The following is a 20040-nucleotide window of genomic DNA, read 5'->3' on the forward strand; positions in this document are numbered from 1 at the left end:
GCCCCCGGACCGGCACTTAATACCCGGCGGACGCAGCGCGGCGGCCACCGAATGCAAACCCAAGGAGGGGTTCATGCAATCACCAACTTTACAGAAGCGTCCAACAGCTTCTTTCCATCTATTCAAACTGCATGCTCAGGAATTGGATGATGGATACCTGGACAGGACGCCTATGCTCCAGTACATTCTGCTCTCCTGTCTATTCCCTCTTTGGGGAGCGGCTGCCAGTCTCAATGACATACTCATAACTCAGTTCAAAACCATTTTCACCCTTTCCAATGTCGCCAGCGCCTTTGTGCAGACGGCCTTCTATCTTGGCTACTTCCTGATTGCTATACCGGCTTCACTCATCATCAAGAAGACCTCATACAAGGTCGCTATCATGATCGGCCTTTCGCTGTATACCATTGGGTGCTCGATCTTTTTCCCAGCCTCGCGCATGGCCACCTACGGATTCTTCCTAATCGCCCTGTTCGCCTTGGCCTGCGGCTTGAGCTTCCTCGAGACCTCGGCCAACACCTTCAGTTCTCTCATGGGGCCGAAGAAGTACGCCACCCTGCGGCTTAACATCTCTGAGACCTTTTACCCGCTCGGAGCCATCGCCGGCATACTCCTGGGCAAATACCTGATCTTCGGTGCGGGCCAGAGCCTGGAAAAGCAGATGCAGGGGCTTCATGGACAGGCCCGCATCACCTTCGGCGAGCGTGCACTTCAACACACCCTGCTGCCTTACAAATACATCATCTTCGTTCTACTGGTCGCCCTAGTGCTTTTCGCACTGACACAGTTCCCCTCAGGCAAGCCCAAGGTGGATTCGACCAAACAGCAGCCTCAGGCGCGCATAGGTGAAACACTGGTCTATCTTGCGCATAATCGCCGCTTCCTTTGGGGCATTTTCACCGAGTTCATGTATGTAGGAATGCAGACGGCCGTCTGGTCCTTCACCATCAGATTGGCCATGGAGCTCAATTCCTCGATCAACGAACGCTCGGCATCGACTTTCATGGTCTACAGCTATGCGGCCTTCTTCGTAGGCAAGGTCATTGCCAACTTCATGATGAAATCCATGCAGCCCGCTCGTGTCCTGCAATGGTTCTCGGCGTTCGGACTGGCAGCCCTGGTCTACATCCTCCTGGTGCGCAACATGAGCGCCGTCTATGCGGCCATCATCGTCTCGGGACTGTTCGGACCCTGCTGGGCCACTATCTACTCCGAGACCTTGGATACGGTGACCGACAAACGCCACACGGAAACAGCGGGAGCCATCATCGTCATGTCCATTGTGGGCGGTGCCTTCATCCCTGTAGCGCAGGGATTCGTCGCGGACATCTCGAACATGTCCCTGTCCTTCCTTGTCGATGTGGTCTGCTTCGCGGTCGTCTGCGTCTACTCCACAGCAAAGATGCGCGCCTTCAAAGCTGAGGGCGCTCGGCAAAACCAATGAAAGGAAAACCAATCATGCAACAGCTTCACCTCAATCATGACATGTTCGGCCCAGCCGAATTCACCCTCTATCAGGACGATAATTTCAAAGCCGTCACTTTCGTCTACCCTTCAGGAGTTGAAGCGGTCCGTCTGGAGAATTCCTGCGGACAGCTCACCGTCCTGCCCTACATGGGCCTGATCATCTGGGATGCGGTCTTCGACTCCATCAGTCTGAAAATGAAAGACATGTTCTCTCAACCCCTGCCCAGCACTGGCATCGCTGATACATACGGCTGCTTCCAGTTCACATCAGGACTCCTTGGCGGCGGAACACCGGCACCGGAGGATGACTATCAGCTCCATGGCGAGGCTCCGACCAGCCGTATGGACAATGCCTGGCTGGAATTCGGAGATGGGACCATGTCAATACATGGGCAATTCGAATATGTCAAGGGGTTCGGCGACCACTACCTGAGTCGGCCATCCGTAACATTGCACACGGATTCCGGTCTCTTCGACATCGGCTTGGAGGTCACCAACCTCTCCAACTGCCAAACCATGCCCCTGCAATACATGTGCCATATGAATTACGCCTACGTGCATGACGGACATATGGAGCAAAATGTGCCTGACGGTGCTTTCCGCCTGCGCCAGACCGTTCCCGCCCATGTTCATCCTACCCCGCAATGGCTGGCCTACAATGAAGACCTCAAGGCCAGCGGCGAGCTGATCAACGACCTGAACGACGAGAGCCACTACGATCCTGAAATCGTCTTCTTCTCCCAGAATCTGGCCAAGTTTACCGATGTCGCCGAGTTCCGACTCCACCTGGATGCCGAACACAACTTCCTGACAAGATTCAGCACTGAGCAATTCCCCATCGTCACCCGCTGGATCCTCTATAACGCCGATCAGCAGGTAGCGGCCTTTGCTCTGCCCGGCACCAGCACGCCCGAGGGCCGCGCCGCCGCTGAGAAGGCAGGCACCCTGATCCATCTGAAGCCCCAGGAAAAGCGTTCATTCCTGGTAACCACCGGCTTGGAAAGGTAAAGAAGAATATGGCTGACATCACTGTCATCGGTTCCAATATGTATGAGCTGACCACCTTTGTCGATCGCATGCCGGTCGAGGGAGAGACTGTGGAAGCTCCTGAATTCGAGATGGGGTTCGGCGGCAAGGGGGCCAACCAGGCCATCGCTGCCGCCCGCCTGGGTTCAAATGTCAATTTCATCACCATGGTCGGCAAGGACGAATTCGGCAGACAGCAGCTGGAGAACTACCGCAGCAATGGCATCAGAGCCGAGGGAATCGGCATCGCCGATGGAAGCAGCGGCGTAGCGCCGATCTTTGTGGACACCAGCGGCGACAATCGGATTCTGATCGTCAAAGGCGCCAACAAGCAGCTAACGCCTGCCGCCTTAGACGGCAAAAAAGACCTGATTAAGGGATCGAAACTGGTCGTTCTCCAACAAGAGATCGCCCTGGAGACGAACTACCATGCAATCGAACTGGCAGAGAATTACGGCGTCCCGGTCCTGCTGAACCCTGCGCCAGCCAATGACGATCTGAACATCGACTATGTCTCAAGAGTGGCCTTCTTTGCACCGAATGAGACCGAGCTGGCAACGCTCACCGGAATGCCCACAGGGACATTGGACGAGATCAAAGCCGCAGCACGGAACTTGATTAAGCGTGGGGTAGGCAACCTGATTATCACTATGGGCGGCAAGGGCGCCCTATGGGTCAGCGCCGACCAGGAGCTGCTGGTGCCTGCGGTCACGGTTGAAGCCGTGGATACCACTGGCGCCGGCGATGCCTTCATCGGCTCGTTCGCCCACTACTACACGCAGGGCGAGGATGTGCCAACCGCTCTGGGCCACGCCAACAGATATGCGGCAATCAGCGTCACGCATCGAGGCACTCAGAAAGCTTATCCAACGGCCGCCGAACTGAACAACCTCCTGCTGGAAATGGTGCAGGCATAAGGTCTTCGTTATAGTCGCATCGCCAGACATGGACGGGCAGACCGCCCTCGTCTGGCTTTTTATGTCCTCACTGCGAAATGCTGTCATATACTGTGCCTCAAAGACAGGTAAGAGACAGAGTTCTTGGAAATGTCGGTCAAAAAGGGGCGAGGAAATGACCAATCGAGTGAAGCTGGTCACTGGAGCCACCAGCGGCATAGGGTATGAAACCGCTCGAATGCTCGCCGATCATGGATACCGCGTATATGCGGCCGCCACCGGCTGGGAGAAGACATCATGAAAGGGTGCCTCTCCTATCGGATCGTCGCCCTGATGGGAAGTGGATTGACCCTTCAGGAGGCCTGCGATACTGCAGTCTACGGATTTGACGACCTCCTGAGGAACCGCTACGGCAAGGTCGGCGAGATCTCCATGATCGCTCTCAACGCAAGAGGGGAATGGGGAGTCGCCACCAACGTGGAATTCACCTTCTGCACAGTCAAGAAGGGCGAGCCGATACGCATACTCATGGCCAATCCGGATGGCAGGGGCGGAACACGAAACGAACCAGTGGCCAAGGAATAGTTGCAGGAATACGAACGCCCGCTGAAGGCGCCCATCAAATGACCGTTTATCATTCTTGACTGATTAGTCAACTAATGCTATCTTGATGGGCATGGGTCGCAAGAGAAGTTTCGATGATGATGAGGTACTTGCCCGTGCCCGCGGGGTTTTCCTGGAGCATGGCTATGAGGGAACGTCGATTGATGCTCTCGTCAAAGCCACGGGTCTGCTCCGGGGCAGTCTCTACGGTGCCTTCGGCAGCAAGCGTGGCATGTTCGTGGCTGCGCTACGCGATGCAACGGATTCAGAGTCGGGCGATTCGGGAGTGCTCAATCTGGTATTGGTGGCACTCATGGAGCTGTCAGATCATGATCTTGAAGTTCGTGGGCTGGTCTGGGATTACCTTGCGAAGCTGTCCAGCTCGGGATCTGACGATACTAATGCTGTGGCCCTTGATATCGCCACGCTCCTTGGCGAGACGCTGCTGCAGCGTGCACATATTCGGTTGCAGTCTGATGATGAAAGAAGCAAGTCATGAACAACAAGGTGGCAATTGTCGGACAAACGCTGGAGATTGAACCGCAGGGCTTGGATAAGATGTGGTCGTTCAAAGGGAAACTGGCCGTGCCGCTTGAGCATGTTCTGGGTGCGAGCGAGGATCCGGGCATTCTTGATGATGTCAAAGGCCTGCGTGCGCCCGGCCTTCATGTTCCCGGTAAATGGGCCGGCACATACATTGAGCACGGGGAAAAGACATTCTGGAATGTCACCAGACCGGAAAGTCCCATTGTCATCCAACTCAAGGACGAACACTATGACCGACTGGTGCTCGGGGTGGAACATCCCCGTGAGCTGGTTGACCAGATTAACGCGGCCATCACAAAGCAGTAAACAATGGAATGCAACACCTGAGTTCTTCCATCGACTATCGACATTCAATAGCCCGAGAACCAAATAACTGGGCCGACAAGTCATATGTGACCATACTGTCTTGGACCTATTACCGTATGATTTGTCGGCCCAGATGCTCACTCCCACTCGATGGTTGCCGGAGGCTTGGAGGTGCAGTCCAGGACCACGCGGTTGATGCCCGGGCACTCGTTGGTAATGCGTGTGGAAATAGTGGCCAGCACGTCGTAGGGCAGACGCGTCCAGTCAGCAGTCATGGCGTCCTCGGAAGAGACCGGACGCAGCACGATCGGCGAGCCATAGGTGCGCTCGTCGCCCTGCACACCTACCGAATGCACATTGGCCAGCAGCACCACCGGGCACTGCCAGATCTGCCGATCCAACCCAGCCTTGGACAGCTCTTCGCGGGCAATGGCGTCCGCCTCGCGCAAGGTCTCCAAGCGTTCACGGGTGATCTCGCCGATGATGCGAATGCCCAGACCAGGGCCCGGGAAGGGCTGACGCCAGACGATCTGGTCAGGCAGGCCCAATTCGGTGCCGATAGCCCGGACCTCATCCTTGAAGAGGGTGCGCAGGGGCTCGATCAGCTTGAACTTGACATCCTTGGGCAGACCGCCCACATTGTGGTGGGACTTGATATTGGCTGCTCCGTCTCCACCGCCCGACTCGACCACGTCGGGGTAGAGCGTGCCCTGCACCAGGAACTTTACTTCCTTGCCGGTCTTGCCGGCCTCCTCGATCACCTGCCGCTGGGCTTTTTCAAAAGTGCGGATAAACTTCTCGCCGATGATCTTACGTTTGCGCTCGGGATCGGAAACACCCTTGAGCGCAGTCAGGAAATCCTGTGAGGCATCCACAGCTATCAGCTTGATGCCAGTGGCGGCCACGAAATCATGCTTGACCTGCTCGGCCTCCCCTTTACGCAGCAGACCATGATCTACAAAGACGCAGGTCAACTGGTCGCCGACGGCCCTGTGGACCAGGGCAGCTGCCACTGCTGAGTCGACGCCGCCCGACAGGCCGCAGATGACCTGGTCGTCACCCACCGTGCGACGGATCTTCTCCACCTGTTGCTCGATGATGCCTGAGGCATTCCAATCCGACGGCAGTCCAGCGCACTGATGCAGGAAGCGATCGATCAGGTCCTGCCCCAGAGGGGTATTGGTCACCTCGGGATGCCACTGGACCCCGTACAGCCCCCGGGAAGGATCCTGCATGGCCGCAACTGGAGCACCTTCGGTATGCGCCAGAACCTCAAAGCCTTCGGGCGCGCGGTTGACGGCGACGCCATGGCTCATCCACACATCCTGCCGGGCGGGGGAATCCTGCAGTATTCCTTTGGCGCTGTCGATGAAGGCCTTGGTCTTGCCGTACTCCCCCAAGGCCGCCTTGTCCACCTCGCCGCCAAGCTCATGGGCCATGACCTGGAAGCCATAGCAGATGCCCAGCACGGGCACCCCCACTTCGAAGATCCGCCTGTCAATCGTAGGCGCCCCGTTCACGTAGACGGAGGCTGGACCGCCTGAGAGGATTACCGCCTTGGGATCCTTGGCTAGCATCCGGTCCAGGCTCATCGAATGAGGCACCAGCTCGGAATAGACCCCCGCCTCCCTGACTCGACGAGCGATCAGCTGGGCGTACTGCGCACCGAAATCGACCACCAGCACGGGACCCTGTGCCATAAGACTCCTTATATAATAAGTATGCTGTATCTGCCATGAATATCTGTGAACGACGATTCCGCGCCTACAGACATGTCCAGTATGGTTGTTGTTTTCGACAATGCTACCGTCATTGAGCCCTTATCGGCACCCCCGATAGGCAGTCGTGTCTGCAAAGCAGACAATTCCATCGCATTTTCTCACAAGAGCGAACACACACTGCAAGAAAACGTTCAGAAAAGTCGTCTCGTTCACGTACCATGAAGCCATTGGATATGGACTCGTCGGATGTCTGAATTGACACTGTTCGGGCCCATAACCGAGGTAAATAAACAATCGCACTAAAGTGCAGGAGTACACATGACGAATCCTGTTATCGGCACCCCTTGGGCGAAGCTGGAGACCCCAATCGCCGAGGAGACCCTCGAGGCCGTCGACAAGTATTGGCGGGCGGCCAACTATCTTTCCATCGGACAGATTTACCTTCGCAGCAACCCCCTGATGAAGGAGCCCTTCACTCGGGAGGATGTCAAGCATCGTCTGGTCGGCCACTGGGGCACCACCCCAGGCCTGAACTTCCTGCTGGGCCATATCAACCGACTGATCGCCGACCATCAGCAGAACACTGTAATCATCATGGGCCCCGGTCACGGCGGCCCCGCCGGTACCTCGCAGTCCTACCTGGATGGCACCTACAGCGAGTACTACCCCAAGATCACCAATGATGAGGCTGGCCTGCAGAAGTTCTTCCGCCAGTTCTCCTACCCAGGCGGCATTCCCTCCCACTTCGCGCCTGAGACCCCCGGGTCCATTCACGAAGGCGGCGAACTGGGCTATGCCCTCTCCCACGCCTACGGCGCCATTATGAACAATCCCAGCCTCTTCGTGCCCTGCATCGTGGGCGATGGCGAGGCCGAGACCGGCCCTCTGGCCACCGGCTGGCAGTCCAACAAGCTGGTCAACCCCCGCACCGACGGCATCGTCCTGCCCATCCTGCATCTGAACGGCTACAAGATCGCCAACCCGACCATCCTCTCACGCATCTCCGACGAGGAGCTGCATGAGTACTTCCATGGCATGGGCTATGAGCCCTTCGAGTTCGTTGCAGGATTCGACGACGAGGACCATCTGTCCATACATCGTCGTTTCGCCGACCTGCTGGAGACCGTCTTCGACAAGATCTGCAACATCAAGGCCCGGGCCGAAACCGACGACATGACCCGTCCCTTCTACCCCATGATCATCTTCCGCACCCCCAAGGGCTGGACCTGCCCCAAGTTCATCGACGGCAAAAAGACCGAGGGATCCTGGCGCGCTCACCAGGTGCCGCTGACCTCCGCTCGCGACACCGAGGCCCACTTCCAGGTTCTCAAGAACTGGCTGGCCTCTTACAAGCCCGAGGAGCTCTTCGACAAGAAGGGAGCCCTGCGTCCCGAGGTCACCAGCTTCATGCCCAAGGGCGATCTGCGCATCGGCGAGAACCCCAACGCCAACGGCGGGCGTCTGCTCAAGCCGCTGGAGCTTCCTGACATCCACGACTACGAGATCGATATCAAGAAGCACGGCCATGGCTGGGGCGCCACCGAGGCCACCCGCGTCCTGGGCTACTACACCCGCGACGTACTGGCCAAGAACCCCACCGATTTCCGCATCTTCGGGCCTGACGAGACGGCTTCCAACCGTCTGGCTGCCGCCTACGAAGTGACCAATAAGCAGTGGGATGCCGACTACCTGTCGGAGCTGACCGACGAGCACATGGCCCATACCGGTCAGGTTATCGAACAGCTCTCCGAGCACCAGATGGAAGGCTTCCTGGAGGGCTACCTGCTGACCGGCCGCCACGGCATCTGGAGCTCCTACGAGTCCTTCGTGCACGTCATCGACTCCATGATCAACCAGCATGCCAAGTGGCTGGAGGCCACCGTCCGCGAGATCCCGTGGCGCAAGCCCATCGCCGGCCTGAACCTCCTGGTCACCTCGCACGTCTGGCGTCAGGACCACAACGGGTTCTCCCACCAGGATCCTGGCTTCGTCGACATCCTGCTGAACAAGAACTTCAACAACGATCACGTAGTCAACATCTACTTCCCCGCCGATGCCAACATGCTGCTGAACGTGGGCGAGCGTTGCTACAAGTCGACCAATTGCATCAATGCCATCTTCGCCGGCAAGCAGCCCGCCGCCACCTATCAGAGCGTGGACGAGGCCGCCGCCGAGCTGGAGAAGGGGGCTGCCCGCTGGGATTGGGCCTCCAATGCCAAGGATGCTGAGGATGCTGATGTAGTCATCGCCACTGCGGGTGACATCCCCACCCAAGAGGCCCTGGCCGCCGACGACATGCTGCAGAAGCTGGGCGTGAAGGTTCAGTTCGTCAACGTGGTCGATCTGCTGAAGATCCAGGACACCGAGGAGAACAATCAGGCCCTGTCCGACGAGGAGTTCACCGAGCTCTTCGGCAAGGACAAGCCGGTCCTGTTCGCCTTCCACGCCTACCCCGGCTCCATCTACCGCCTGATTCACGGACGTCCCAACCACGACAACTTCTCCGTGCACGGCTACGAGGAGCAAGGCTCCACCACCACGCCATTCGACATGGTGCGCGTCAACAACATGGACCGCTGGTGCCTGGCCGCCTCCGCGCTGAAGCTGGTAGACGCCGGCAAGTACGCCGACCAGATCGACAAGTGGACCAAGTTCCGCGACGAGGCCTTCCAGTTCGCCGTGGACAAGGGCTACGACCACCCCGATTACACCGATTGGGTCTGGCCTGATGCCAACCGCGCCGGTCAGGAGACCATCTCCGCCACCGCCGCGACTGCCGGAGACAACGAGTGATACGCTGATCCGACTCTGGAACCGCCCGTCATGCATAGCCCGCATGGCGGGCGGTTTCCCTTTTTTACGGCCTTTGCAATCGCCAATAGCCCTATACTGGACAAGGTTGTGAACAAAGCAGTCATCGAGACAACCACGTCCGAACAGGAGAAGACACAGTGAGTCTTGCAAGCATCACCATCATCAGCCCAGAAGCCGCCAACGGCCGCAATGTTGTTGCCTACGGCCTGACCAAGGCCTTGAGTGCCAAAGCACAAACAGCCGTGTTCAGGCCAATCGCCTGCAGGAAGCACCCCTTGACCCCGGCACTGGTTGCAGCCAGCTCATTTCCTGACACGGATCCAGAGATCTGCCGCGGCAAGTGCCCAGGGCACGCCACAGAGGATCCCATGCAGACCCGTGCAGATGCCCTCAATGCCTATGACCAGCTGGTGGAAGCCACCCACCCAGAGCGCGTCCTGATCGTGGGCAGCGACGCTTTGAAGCTCTTTGACCCCGGTCTGTTTGCCCTCAATGCACAGATCGCCGCCGACCTGAGGTCCCCGGTCATGCTGGCTGTCTGCACGATCGGCAGGGAACCCAGTCAAGTCATGAAGACCGTGGCAGCTTGCCGACGGACCATAGAGGCCCAGGGAGCCGTCCTTGCCGGAGTCTTCATCACCGGGTGCAAACCAGAGCAGAAAGCGCCTCTTGCCCAGGCTTTCCAGGAATACGACCTGCCGACCTGGACGGTGTCCAAGATGGATTTCGATACGGATCCGTCCGCTGACCAGGCCCGCCAGGCCACCAGCCGGACATTCCAGCAGGAGGTGGATGTCGATCAGGTGCTGAAGGCCGCCGATGCTGCCAACCCTAAGGCCACCACTCCTGTAGCCTTCCAAAATGATCTGTTGGCCGAGGCCAAGGCAGACAAGAAGACCATAGTCCTGCCCGAGGGCGGCGAGGACCGCATCATCAAGGCGGCCGACTACCTGCTGGCACGCAACATCGTCGACCTGATCATCGTGGGCGACAAAGATTCCATCTTGGCCCGCGGCAAGGAGCTTGGCCTCAGCAACCTGGATCAGGCCTCCTTCCAGCCCATGGATGACGAGCAGGTGCTGGCTCCCATGGTCGAGCGCCTCTGCCAGCTGCGTGCCAAGAAAGGTATGACCCCGGACCAGGCGCGCAAGCAGCTGGCTGATCCTTCATATTTTGGCACCATGCTGGTGGTGCTGGGCAAGGCCGACGGCCTGGTGTCCGGCTCGATCAACTCCACTGCCAACACGGTTCGTCCGGCCCTGCAGGTGATCAAGACCAAGCCAGACGCTTCGCTGGTCTCCGGAGCCTTCCTCATGTGCTTCCCCGACCATGTGGCGGTCTTCGCCGACTGTGCCATTAACCTCAACCCATCCTCGGAGCAACTGGCTGACATCGCCATCCAGTCGGCCCAAACCGCTCGCTCCTTCGGGGTGGATCCACGCGTGGGTATGCTCTCTTACTCCACCCTGGGCTCGGGCAAGGGCCCGGATGTCGACCTGGTTGAAGAGGCCACCCGTCTGGCCAAGGAGAAGGCACCGGACCTGCCCATCGTGGGCCCTATCCAGTTCGATGCGGCCTGGTCGCCCACCGTGGCAGCGACCAAGGCCAAGGGCGATCCGGTCGCCGGAAAGGTCAACGTCTTCGTCTTCCCCAGCCTGAGTGCCGGCAACATCGGATACAAGGCCGTACAGCGCACCTCCGGTGCCCTGGCCATCGGACCGGTCCTGCAGGGGCTGAACAAACCGGTCAATGACCTCTCGCGCGGCGCTCTGGTAGCCGACATCATCAACACCGTGGCTCTGACCGCCGTCGAGGCACAGGACTGATCGCTGTCCCTATAGCTCAGGGGCTGTTGTTGAATCACTGCTTCGGCAAGAATTCAGCAGCAGCCCCGAAACCATTCCGGCCTGGCGATATTCCGCGCCTTGTAAGGGCCGACGAGTAATCTGGAAGACTGATTGAGGAGCGCAGGCTCTATACAAGCACATCAGGAGGATGCCCCAATGGCGAAAACCGTCCTAGTCATCAATTCGGGTTCAAGCTCGATCAAGTACCAGCTGGTCGATCTGGAGACCAGTAAGAGCCTGGCCTCGGGTCTGGTCGAGAAGATCGGTGAGCCAACCGACGGCCATTACAAGCATGAGGTCAATGGCGAGAAGCATGAGCTTGAGGAACCCATCCACGACCATGAGACCGGGCTCAAGCGCGTCCTAGGCTTCTTCAAGGAGTATGGACCGGATCTGGACAAGGCCGGCATCATCGCTGTGGGCCACCGTGTCGTCCAGGGCGGAGCCATCTTCCCCAAGCCTGCTCTCCTGACCAAGAAGACCCTGAGCCAGGTCAAGGATCTGGCTGTGCTGGCCCCCCTGCACAACGGGCCCGAGGCTGAAGGCGCCGAGGTTATGAGCCGGCTGATGCCGCAGACCCCGCAGGTCTTCGTCTTCGACTCCTCCTTCTTCTTCGAACTGCCCAAAAAGGCCTCCACCTACGCTCTCAATAAAGACATTGCCAAGCAGTACCACATCCGTCGCTACGGCGCCCACGGAACCAGCCATCAGTATGTGGGCCAGCTGGTTCCCGATCTGCTAGGCAAGCCTGCAGAGGGATTGCGGCAAATCGTCCTGCATATCGGCAACGGGGCTTCCGCTTCGGCGCAGGTCTCCGGACATCCCGTCGAGACCTCCATGGGTCTGACCCCCTTGGAGGGACTGGTCATGGGCGGTCGTACCGGCGATATCGACCCTGCCGTTGTCTTCCACCTGATCCGCAACGCCCACATGAGCGTGGATGAGCTGGACACCCTCTTCAATAAGCGCTCCGGCATGACCGGCCTGACCGGCCATGGCGACATGCGTGAGGTCCACCGGCTCATCGCCGAGGGCGATGAGGATGCCAAGCTGGCCCTGGACATCTACGTTCACCGCATTGTCGGCTACATTGGCAACTACACTGCCCAGATGGGCGGCCTGGATGCCATTACCTTCACGGCCGGCGTGGGCGAAAACGATGAGATCGTGCGCCGTCGGGTCATCGAACAGCTGGAGCCCTTCGGTGTAAAGCTGGACCAGGAGAAGAACGACCAGCGGTCCAAGGAGGCCCGGATCATCTCTACTCCCGACAGCACAGTCGCCGTCTGTGTCATCCCCACCAACGAGGAGCTCTCCATCGCCCGTCAGGCCGAGGTCGTCGCGAGCCAAGGCGATGCCTACGGCAACAAGTTCCAGGCCTGACCGCTGATCTGATCTGTCCTTTCAAGCTGATTGATGATTGAATGATGAATGATTGAGATCAAGGTTTGGTGCTAACAACCGAGAAGGCCGACGACCACAGCAATGCATGTGACCACCGGCCTTCTCCTATATGTCATTTGCGTCAATCCCCTAAAGCCGCCAATGCCTCCTTGTGCAGAAGGCCATTGCTGGCAAGACCATTGCCACCCCAGGGACCCGGGTTGCCTGCCAGATCCGTAAAGCTGCCTCCCGCCTCGGTCACAATGGGGACCAGCGCACCCATGTCATAGAGGTCAAGTTCCGGCTCGGCCGCAAGGTCGATGGCCCCCTGGGCCAGGAGCATATACTGCCAGAAGTCGCCGAATCCACGCAGGCGCCAGATCCGATCAGTGAGGTCGAGAAGCTGCTCTCGGCGCCCTATGGCCTTCCACCCAGTCAGCGACGAAATGGACATGGAGGCATCTTCCATCCGGTCCACTCCTGACACGTGGATATCCTTGGGTTCTTCTCCCTGGCGCGCCATGTAGGCTCCCTGGCCCTGCGCGGCATACCAGCGAGTGCCGAGCATGGGAGCCGATACCGCGCCGACCACCATCTGGCGGTCTACTTCCAAGCCGATCAGAGTTGCCCATACAGGAACTCCGCGCACATAGTTCTTGGTTCCGTCAATCGGATCGATGATCCACCGCCTGCCGTTTGATTCCTGCTTGCCCAGCTCCTCGGCATAAACGGTATCGTCCGGCCGTGCTTGGGCCAGAACACGACGAATCACCGCCTCTGCCTCCTTGTCAGCCTGGGTAACCGGCGTATTGTCCGCCTTGCGTTCCACCTTGAGATCCGATGACATGAAGTAGCCCATCGTAACCTGATCGGCCTTATCGGCCATGGTGATGGCCAGATCCAGGTCCTCCCGCAAGGACGGCCTTTCAGCCTCGACATTCATAAGACGGCTCCTTCCGCTCGAATCGCTGTGGCTCAATCTTGGTCTTCGCCTGCCAGCATCCGCTTCCACATACCTGGGAAGTCAGGCATGGTCTTGGCCGTGGTGCCGATGTCGCGCACCCGGATGCCAGATATCCTAAGCCCGATCATGGCGGCAAAGGTGGCCATACGGTGGTCGGCATAGGTCTCCATGACAGCCCCGTGCATATTCTGAGTCGGCACCGGTTCGATCTCCAGGCCATCGTCCAACTCCGCCGCATGGCCGCCTACTCTGGTGATCTCCGTGGCAAGCGCCTTCAGCCTGTTCGTTTCATGACCGCGCAGGTGGGCGATCCCGTGAAGGCGACTGGGTCCGTCGGCAAAGACCAGCATGGCCGCAATAGAGGGCACAATCTCCCCTGCCGGGGACAGGTCGAAGTCGCCAAGCCCATGAATGGCTTCCCCGCCGATCACCTTGCAGCTGGCACTACCTTGCCCATCGGGAACCATGTCTACCTTCGCGCCCATAGCCTCAAGATACCTGGGCAGGAAACCACCTGGCTGGGTGGTATGTTTCGGCCAGTTGGGTACGCTGACTCGGCCGCCTCCTATCAGAGCCGCTCCTAGGAAGGGTGCCGCATTTGACAGATCGGGCTCCACCTGGACCTGATCAGGCAGCTGTGTCCCGCCAGACCCCCGACCTTGAACGCTCCACCTGTAGCGGTCGGGATCGGCCTCGACATGGACTTCGGCCTGACGCAGGTCCTCTACAGTCATAGCGATGTGCGGAAGGCTGGGAAGATGCTGGCCAGCGTGCACGATGGTCATGATGCCATCAGCCCTGGCAGCCAGAAGCAGTAGGCCGGAAATGAACTGCGAGGATGCTGAGGAGTCTATGGTCACCTCTCTGCCAACCAGGCGAGGCGGCGGCGTGAGCACAAAGGGCAGAAAGCCCTCCTTGCCCAGATACTCGATCCTAGCTCCCAGCTGGGTCAGCCCCTCCAGCAGGGGCCTCATGGGGCGCCGATAGGCCTGCTTGTCTCCGTCGAAGAGCGTGGGTTCATCAGCCAGCATGGCCAGACCCGGCACGAACCGCATGACAGTCCCGGCCAGCCCGCAGTCCACCCGAGCGCCGCCATGGAAGCGCCCATCTGCCGGCGGGACAACCGTCACCTTCGTAGGACTACCCTTATCAACAAGACAGACCACTCCGAGGGCTTCCAGGGCACGAATCATCAGGTCCGTATCACGCGATCTGAGCAGACCAGCCAGCCTGACGGGGCGACTTCCCAGGGCCGCCAGAATCAGATACCTGTTCGAGAGGGACTTGCTTCCCGGTATGGTCACCGTCGCATCCAAAGGGCCACCTGTCTGCGGCGCTGTCCATGTCTCTTCCACTGTCATGGTCACCATGGTAACCATAGGCGCAGAGCTGTTCCCGCTTCTTGTTCGTCCCTACCAGGTCAGCAGAGATCCGACCCTGTGCTATATTGATAAACTGTGCCCATACGGTGATACCGTTGGGCCCCGGGCTATAGCGCAGCTTGGTAGCGCGCCTGCTTTGGGTGCAGGATGTCGCCGGTTCAAATCCGGCTAGCCCGACTTTTTTCCCATGCCAGGTGTCAGGTTCTTGCGTTCATGCCAGCAATCCTGTCAAGAAGGCCAATGGAGCCAGAAGGCCTGCAAACTCTCAAGCAGGGCTCTGGTGAAAAAGATCACGCCAAGATGCGAATGGTCGGCATGGGCGGCGACCAGCTCCCATCCCAGTTTTCCAGGTTATATTCCAGCCAGCACTCTGGGATAAGGGCGGGACCATACGTTCGGTAACCGCATGGTAAATGTCGCCGCAGAAAGAAAAACAGCAGATCGCTCCCATGGTCATGCCACCAAGACAATTGGTATGTTTAGGCTTAGTTTCCATGCATCCTGCCAGCCCCGGTCCTAATGCTCCTTCAGACGACGAATGGCCTCGTGCTGGATGGCCACCATCGCCTTGGCATCGGTGACTCCCGCCCCGCAGAGCTCCTGCCAGGAAACCCAGGTCGACTCGATATGCTCGCCCGGATCAAAGTCGGTGGGTCCTTGATGCCAGCGACGCAGATGAAGGACCATGATGTGTCCAAGCTCGTTGCTCATTCCCAAGGAGGAGTAGACGTCGGGGGCGGCATCGATCCAGCCGTCCTCAGGATTCAAATGACTTTCGGAGCCCCTAGCACCTTCAGGCCCGGGCACCAAACCAGTTTCCTCACGAAGTTCGCGCAGGACGGCCATGACTGGGCTCTCCCCCGAGCCAATGAAGCCTGCAGGCAGACCAAAGACATAGGCTTGGGCCCCCACCCGATACTCACGGGTCAAGAGATAGGCATCGGCAGCGCAGTCATGCACCAGCATGACCACGCAAGGAGCGTGACGGATGAGCTGTCGGTCGATGGTTTCCTTGGAACCGTCACGCCGGAACATGGCCACCTGCTGCTGGTTAATAACAAATATCGGGCCTCGGAAGACCTCCTTGTCATCAATCAGTTCGGGAGCGCGGGTCATATCGATGCCCTTGAGCCCCTGGCCATCCTGACCGGCCAGTCTTGCAGCCAATCGTGCCTGCAGCTCCGGTGCTTCAGCGCTCATGAAATCATCCTCCTCTTCATCCACAAACCGCAGTACTCAGCGCACCACCATGGTCCAGGGATCGGTGACGATGGATGAGACCTCCACTTGCGGACGAACACCTGTAGCCGTCTCCAGGACCCTGGCAATGTCTCCCTTGGCGTAGCGGAACCAGAGGCTCTCGATGGCCGAATGCGGGGTGTTGATCAGCATGGGCCTGGGCTGATTGGCCCGACCGGCCATTCGTGCCTCGTAGAGGGCCTGCTGGTAGGCATCCGTAGCAGGATGATGGCGCAGATCGCTGGTGATGTAGACATCAGCTCCCATAGACCGGACCAGATCAAACTCGGAGTCTCCTGAACCGGGCAGCAGAGCGACGGTTGAGACCATGGCCCGGGACGGACCGACCGCCTGAACTCCCAGAGCCGTCCTAGGCAAGAGATCAGCCACCTTATGGACCAGATCCTCAAATGGCATGGGCTCCGGAAGGCTTCCCCAACGACCCAGACCCACAAGAATCCCCTGATCGGCGTGCAAATCGCGTTTCGAGACCGGCTGAGGAGCCAGTGGTCGTGCATCCTGCAGGTTCAGGGCATCGGCCGCGGCTTGGGCCACGCCACGATAAGCAGCATCAGCATTGGTATGTCCCACCCAGAGTCCGCACCGGCCCTCGACCAGCCTGGTTATCACATCCCCACGGAAGTCCTGGCCGGAAACCTGGTGAACCGACCTGAAGAAGAGCGGATGGTGGGTAATCAGCAGGTCGGCCTTATGGTCCAGAGCCTCCTGAACCACATCAGGCCTAGGGTCCACAGCGCACCAGATCCGCCGGACCGGCCAGGACGGGTCTCCCGCCACTAGACCCGGATAGTCCCAGTCCTCCGCATAATCCAGCGGGTAGATCCCCTCCAGCAGATCCACCACCTGGCCCAAAGGCACCGAAGGCCTCTGAACCTCATTTTGTTCATCAGGCATGACGATCCCTCCTCGGATCTTACTGGGTCAGACCGCCGCGCATCAGTGAGCGGCCAGCTCCCAGTCCTGGCCGATACCGGTGGACACGTCCAGGGGCACGGCCAATTCAACGGCATGCTCCATGGAATCCTTGACCAGCTTGATGGCCTTGTCGGTTTCGCCGGGAGCAATTTCCACCACCAATTCATCGTGGATCTGCAGGGATATGCGACTCTTCAGCCCCTGATCCGACAAGGCGCGGCTGGCCTTGATCATGGCGATCTTCATGATGTCGGCGGCCGACCCCTGGATCGGCGCATTCAGGGCGCCCCTCTCAGCAGCCTCGCGGGTGGGACGGCGCTTGGAGCGCAATCCGGGGAAGTAGCGCCGTCGGCCAAACATGGTCTCGGTGTAGCCCTTCTCCCGGGCATCCGCCACTCGGGATTCCAGGTATTCATGGACCTTGCCGAAGGTGGCGAAGTACTTGGAGCGCAGCACATCGGCTGCTGCTGGACTGATCTTGAGCTGCTGGGCCAAGCCGTATGTGCTCAGTCCATAGGCCAGTCCGTAGCTCATAGCCTTCACGTGGGAGCGCTGATCCCCGGTGACTTCCTCCATGGGGATGTCATAGACCAGGCTGGCCACGTACCGATGAAAGTCAGCGCCGGACTTGAAAGCCTCGATCAATGCCTGGTCTCCGGAAAGATGGGCCATGATCCGCAGCTCCACCTGGGAGTAATCCGAAGAGAGCAAGGCCTCGTATCCGCTTCCGGGAACGAAGGCCGAACGAATCTCGCGGCCCCGCGCATCCCTGTTGGGGATGTTCTGCAGGTTGGGATCCACCGAGCTCAATCGGCCAGTGGCAGCCACGGTCTGCTCATAAGTGGTGTGCAGCCGTCCATCCCGAGGATTGACCGCCTCGCGCAAGGTCTGCACGATCTGTTTGAGCTTGTTGGTCTCCCTGTGCTTGAGCAGCGCGCCCAAAAAGTCGTTGGCCCGCTCATTGTTGACCGACTTGATATACAGGTCCTGCAGGACCGAAACATTGGTCGAGTAGGAGCCGGTCTTGGTTTTATGGGTAGGAACCAGGCCCATGTCATCGAACAGCACCTTGCTCAGCTGCTTCGGGCTCTGCAGATTGACCTTGCTGCCAGCCTTCTCCCAGGCGATTTCCTGAGCCTGATGGGCCTCAGCGGCGAACCGGTCATACATATCCTTCAGACGGGCATCATCCACCTTCGCGCCCTCAGTCTCCATCTGCGCCAGAACTGCGGAAGTGGGCAGCTCTATGGTGCGCAAGAGGCCATACTGGTGACGCTCGTCAATGAGCACCTGCAGCCGCTCGGAAAGCATCATAACGTACTGCGCCTGGCGAAGAGTCCGAGTCACCTGTGTTGGTTCCTCTTCATCCTCTCGCCCGTCCAAGGCCAGAGAACCCTGGGTAGCCTGAGGCTCTTCATCTACTGTGATATCCAAAAAATGAGCGACGGCGTGTTCCAAATTATCAGCATGAAAATCAGGCTGCGCCAGGTAGCCTGCCAGCTTGGTGTCAAACAAGGGCAAGGGCATGCTCAGCCCCTGACTCTCAAGCAGGTGCAGGTGCTCCTTGTAGCCATGGACCACGCAGGTGCCGATCCGCTGGTCGATCAGCTCCTGGATGGCCTTGCGCATGGCTTCGTCAATATCTTCCGCCTTCAGGATCAGACCATGACCGTCCATGGATAGAATGGCAAGCTCTTCCAGGCCGTAGTCACCATGATTGGCCCAGCCCACGGCATGAAGAACCCAGTGCTCCTTCATTGCTTCGCTGCACCGCATGGCATTCTGGTCGAAGTCGCCAATGTCCTTGATTTTGTCCAGAGAAGCGGCCATGGCATTGACATGGTCCGCTGAGTGTCGGCAAAGGGCCTTATCCGGCAGATGCTTGTCGCACCAGTCCCGCAGCTGGTCGGCACTCTCCGCCTGATCACGCTTCGGCTGTATGAATTCCTCCTGCTTATTGCTGACATCAACCTGAGCGGAGGCTGGAGAGTAATCAGCAACCGTGTTGAATCCGCGCAAGATCTTCTTGCGTGTCTGCTGGCCGAACTGCAACTGTTCGAATATAGGCAGAACTTGATCCATATGAATGGTGCCGAAACGCAGATCCCCCACTTTCACGCCCAGGTCCAGATCGCGAACCAGGGCGTTGACCTTCCGGTTGAGCCGCACCTGGTCAGCGTTTTCCGCCAGGGCCTGGCCCTTCTTGCCGCCGATTTCGTCGGCGTGCTCCAGAATGGAATCCAGCGATCCGTACTTGTTGATCCACTTGGCGGCATAACCGTCACCCACGCCAGGCACGCCAGGAATGTTGTCAGCGCCCTCGCCGCGCATGGCAGCCAGATCCGGATACTGCTCCGGGGAGACCTTGTAGCGGTCCTTGATGGTCTCGGGCGTCATGTGCTTGAGGTTCTTGAAGTGGTGGCCCGGGTAAAGCACCGTGATGTCGTCGTCCACCAGCTGGAAGGCATCCCTGTCTCCCGACAGAACCAGGGTCTTGAACCCGGCCTGCTCCCCCATGGTTGCCAGTGTGCCGATGATGTCGTCACCCTCGTAGCCAGGCTTTTCGATATAGGTGATGCCCAGACCCTTGAGCAGGTCCTGGATCAGGGGCAGCTGGCTCAGCAATTCCTTGGGTGCTGCCTCACGGGTGCCCTTGTACTGAGGGAGCATATCATTGCGGAAGGTGCCACCCTTGACGTCAAAGGCTACACCCATATGGGTGGGCTTCTCCTTGGCCATGACATCCGCAAGCATGGTGGCAAATCCCCATACTGCGTTAGTGGGCTGTCCGGTCGAGGTTGTGAAGCTCTCGACGGGTAGGGCATAGAAGGCCCGGAAGGCCAGCGAATGTCCATCGACGACCAGCAGGGTGCGGCCGTCCTTGTCCTGCTTCTTCGTCTGGTCTTCCAT

At 58.9% G+C, this 20040-nt stretch carries 16 protein-coding genes and 1 tRNA gene; 11 read left to right on the plus strand and 6 right to left on the minus strand.

Translation table 11 applies throughout. From position 1 onward, the window contains the following. The first annotated feature begins 73 nt into the window (after positions 1–73). The 7 genes from fucP to ACUIAD_RS07125 all read left to right on the plus strand — a co-directional run bounded on the left by fucP (position 74) and on the right by ACUIAD_RS07125 (position 4844). Positions 74–1444: an L-fucose:H+ symporter permease gene (gene fucP, locus ACUIAD_RS07095; protein WP_445343171.1), complete on the plus strand. Its 1371-nt coding sequence runs from the start codon at positions 74–76 to the stop codon at positions 1442–1444. Positions 1445–1458: 14 nt separating this feature from the next. Continuing rightward, complete coding sequence (locus ACUIAD_RS07100) at positions 1459–2475, plus strand: aldose 1-epimerase family protein (protein ID WP_445343172.1); 1017 nt, start codon at positions 1459–1461, stop codon at positions 2473–2475. An 8-nt stretch (positions 2476–2483) separates the two neighbouring features. Then, a complete protein-coding gene (gene rbsK / locus ACUIAD_RS07105) occupies positions 2484–3410 on the plus strand; it encodes a ribokinase (RefSeq protein ID WP_445343173.1) in 927 nt (308 codons plus the stop codon). A 154-nt stretch (positions 3411–3564) separates the two neighbouring features. Continuing rightward, positions 3565–3690 (plus strand): SDR family NAD(P)-dependent oxidoreductase, encoded by a 126-nt coding sequence (locus ACUIAD_RS07110; RefSeq protein ID WP_445343174.1) that lies wholly within the window; start codon positions 3565–3567, stop codon positions 3688–3690. Next, entirely contained in the window at positions 3687–3974 is a 288-nt protein-coding gene (locus ACUIAD_RS07115) for a hypothetical protein (protein ID WP_445343175.1), read from the plus strand. Before ACUIAD_RS07110 ends, ACUIAD_RS07115 begins: the two co-directional genes overlap by 4 nt. Before the next feature lie 91 nt (positions 3975–4065). Further along, positions 4066–4491 carry a TetR/AcrR family transcriptional regulator gene (locus ACUIAD_RS07120; protein ID WP_445343176.1) on the plus strand — a complete coding sequence of 142 codons (426 nt, stop codon included), beginning with the start codon at positions 4066–4068 and terminating at the stop codon, positions 4489–4491. After that, a complete protein-coding gene (locus ACUIAD_RS07125) occupies positions 4488–4844 on the plus strand; it encodes a hypothetical protein (RefSeq protein ID WP_445343177.1) in 357 nt (118 codons plus the stop codon). The genes ACUIAD_RS07120 and ACUIAD_RS07125 overlap by 4 nt, the downstream gene beginning before the upstream one ends. Positions 4845–4981: 137 nt before the next feature. On the opposite strand, the gene guaA is transcribed toward ACUIAD_RS07125, so the two are convergent. Further along, entirely contained in the window at positions 4982–6544 is a 1563-nt protein-coding gene (guaA, locus tag ACUIAD_RS07130; RefSeq protein ID WP_110452186.1) for a glutamine-hydrolyzing GMP synthase, read from the minus strand. Between the two features lie 339 nt (positions 6545–6883). Here guaA and ACUIAD_RS07135 point away from each other — a divergent pair, with 339 nt between their 5' ends. From ACUIAD_RS07135 to ACUIAD_RS07145, 3 genes are all read left to right on the plus strand, one after another. Continuing rightward, positions 6884–9358 (plus strand): phosphoketolase, encoded by a 2475-nt coding sequence (locus tag ACUIAD_RS07135; protein WP_445343178.1) that lies wholly within the window; start codon positions 6884–6886, stop codon positions 9356–9358. Positions 9359–9516: 158 nt separating this feature from the next. After that, a complete protein-coding gene (pta, locus tag ACUIAD_RS07140; RefSeq protein ID WP_445343179.1) occupies positions 9517–11205 on the plus strand; it encodes a phosphate acetyltransferase in 1689 nt (562 codons plus the stop codon). 177 nt (positions 11206–11382) lie between these two features. Continuing rightward, entirely contained in the window at positions 11383–12609 is a 1227-nt protein-coding gene (locus ACUIAD_RS07145; RefSeq protein WP_445343180.1) for an acetate/propionate family kinase, read from the plus strand. A 142-nt stretch (positions 12610–12751) separates the two neighbouring features. On the opposite strand, the gene hisN is transcribed toward ACUIAD_RS07145, so the two are convergent. Next, a complete protein-coding gene (hisN, locus tag ACUIAD_RS07150; protein WP_110452190.1) occupies positions 12752–13552 on the minus strand; it encodes a histidinol-phosphatase in 801 nt (266 codons plus the stop codon). Positions 13553–13584: 32 nt separating this feature from the next. Beyond that, a complete protein-coding gene (aroA, locus tag ACUIAD_RS07155; RefSeq protein WP_110452308.1) occupies positions 13585–14943 on the minus strand; it encodes a 3-phosphoshikimate 1-carboxyvinyltransferase in 1359 nt (452 codons plus the stop codon). Positions 14944–15058: 115 nt separating this feature from the next. Here aroA and ACUIAD_RS07160 point away from each other — a divergent pair. Continuing rightward, positions 15059–15132, plus strand: a tRNA-Pro gene (locus tag ACUIAD_RS07160). 339 nt (positions 15133–15471) lie between these two features. Here ACUIAD_RS07160 and ACUIAD_RS07165 read toward each other — a convergent pair. Genes ACUIAD_RS07165 through polA form a run of 3 tightly spaced genes read right to left on the minus strand, consistent with a single transcriptional unit; the run spans position 15472 to position 20040 of the window. Further along, positions 15472–16155, minus strand: a complete 684-nt coding sequence (locus ACUIAD_RS07165) for an NUDIX hydrolase (RefSeq protein ID WP_445343181.1) — start codon at positions 16153–16155, stop codon at positions 15472–15474. Between the two features lie 36 nt (positions 16156–16191). Further along, complete coding sequence (locus tag ACUIAD_RS07170; protein ID WP_445343182.1) at positions 16192–17109, minus strand: Nif3-like dinuclear metal center hexameric protein; 918 nt, start codon at positions 17107–17109, stop codon at positions 16192–16194. 42 nt (positions 17110–17151) lie between these two features. Continuing rightward, positions 17152–20040, minus strand: a complete 2889-nt coding sequence (gene polA / locus ACUIAD_RS07175) for a DNA polymerase I (RefSeq protein ID WP_445343183.1) — start codon at positions 20038–20040, stop codon at positions 17152–17154.

The organism is Bifidobacterium sp. ESL0819 (assembly GCF_052606245.1).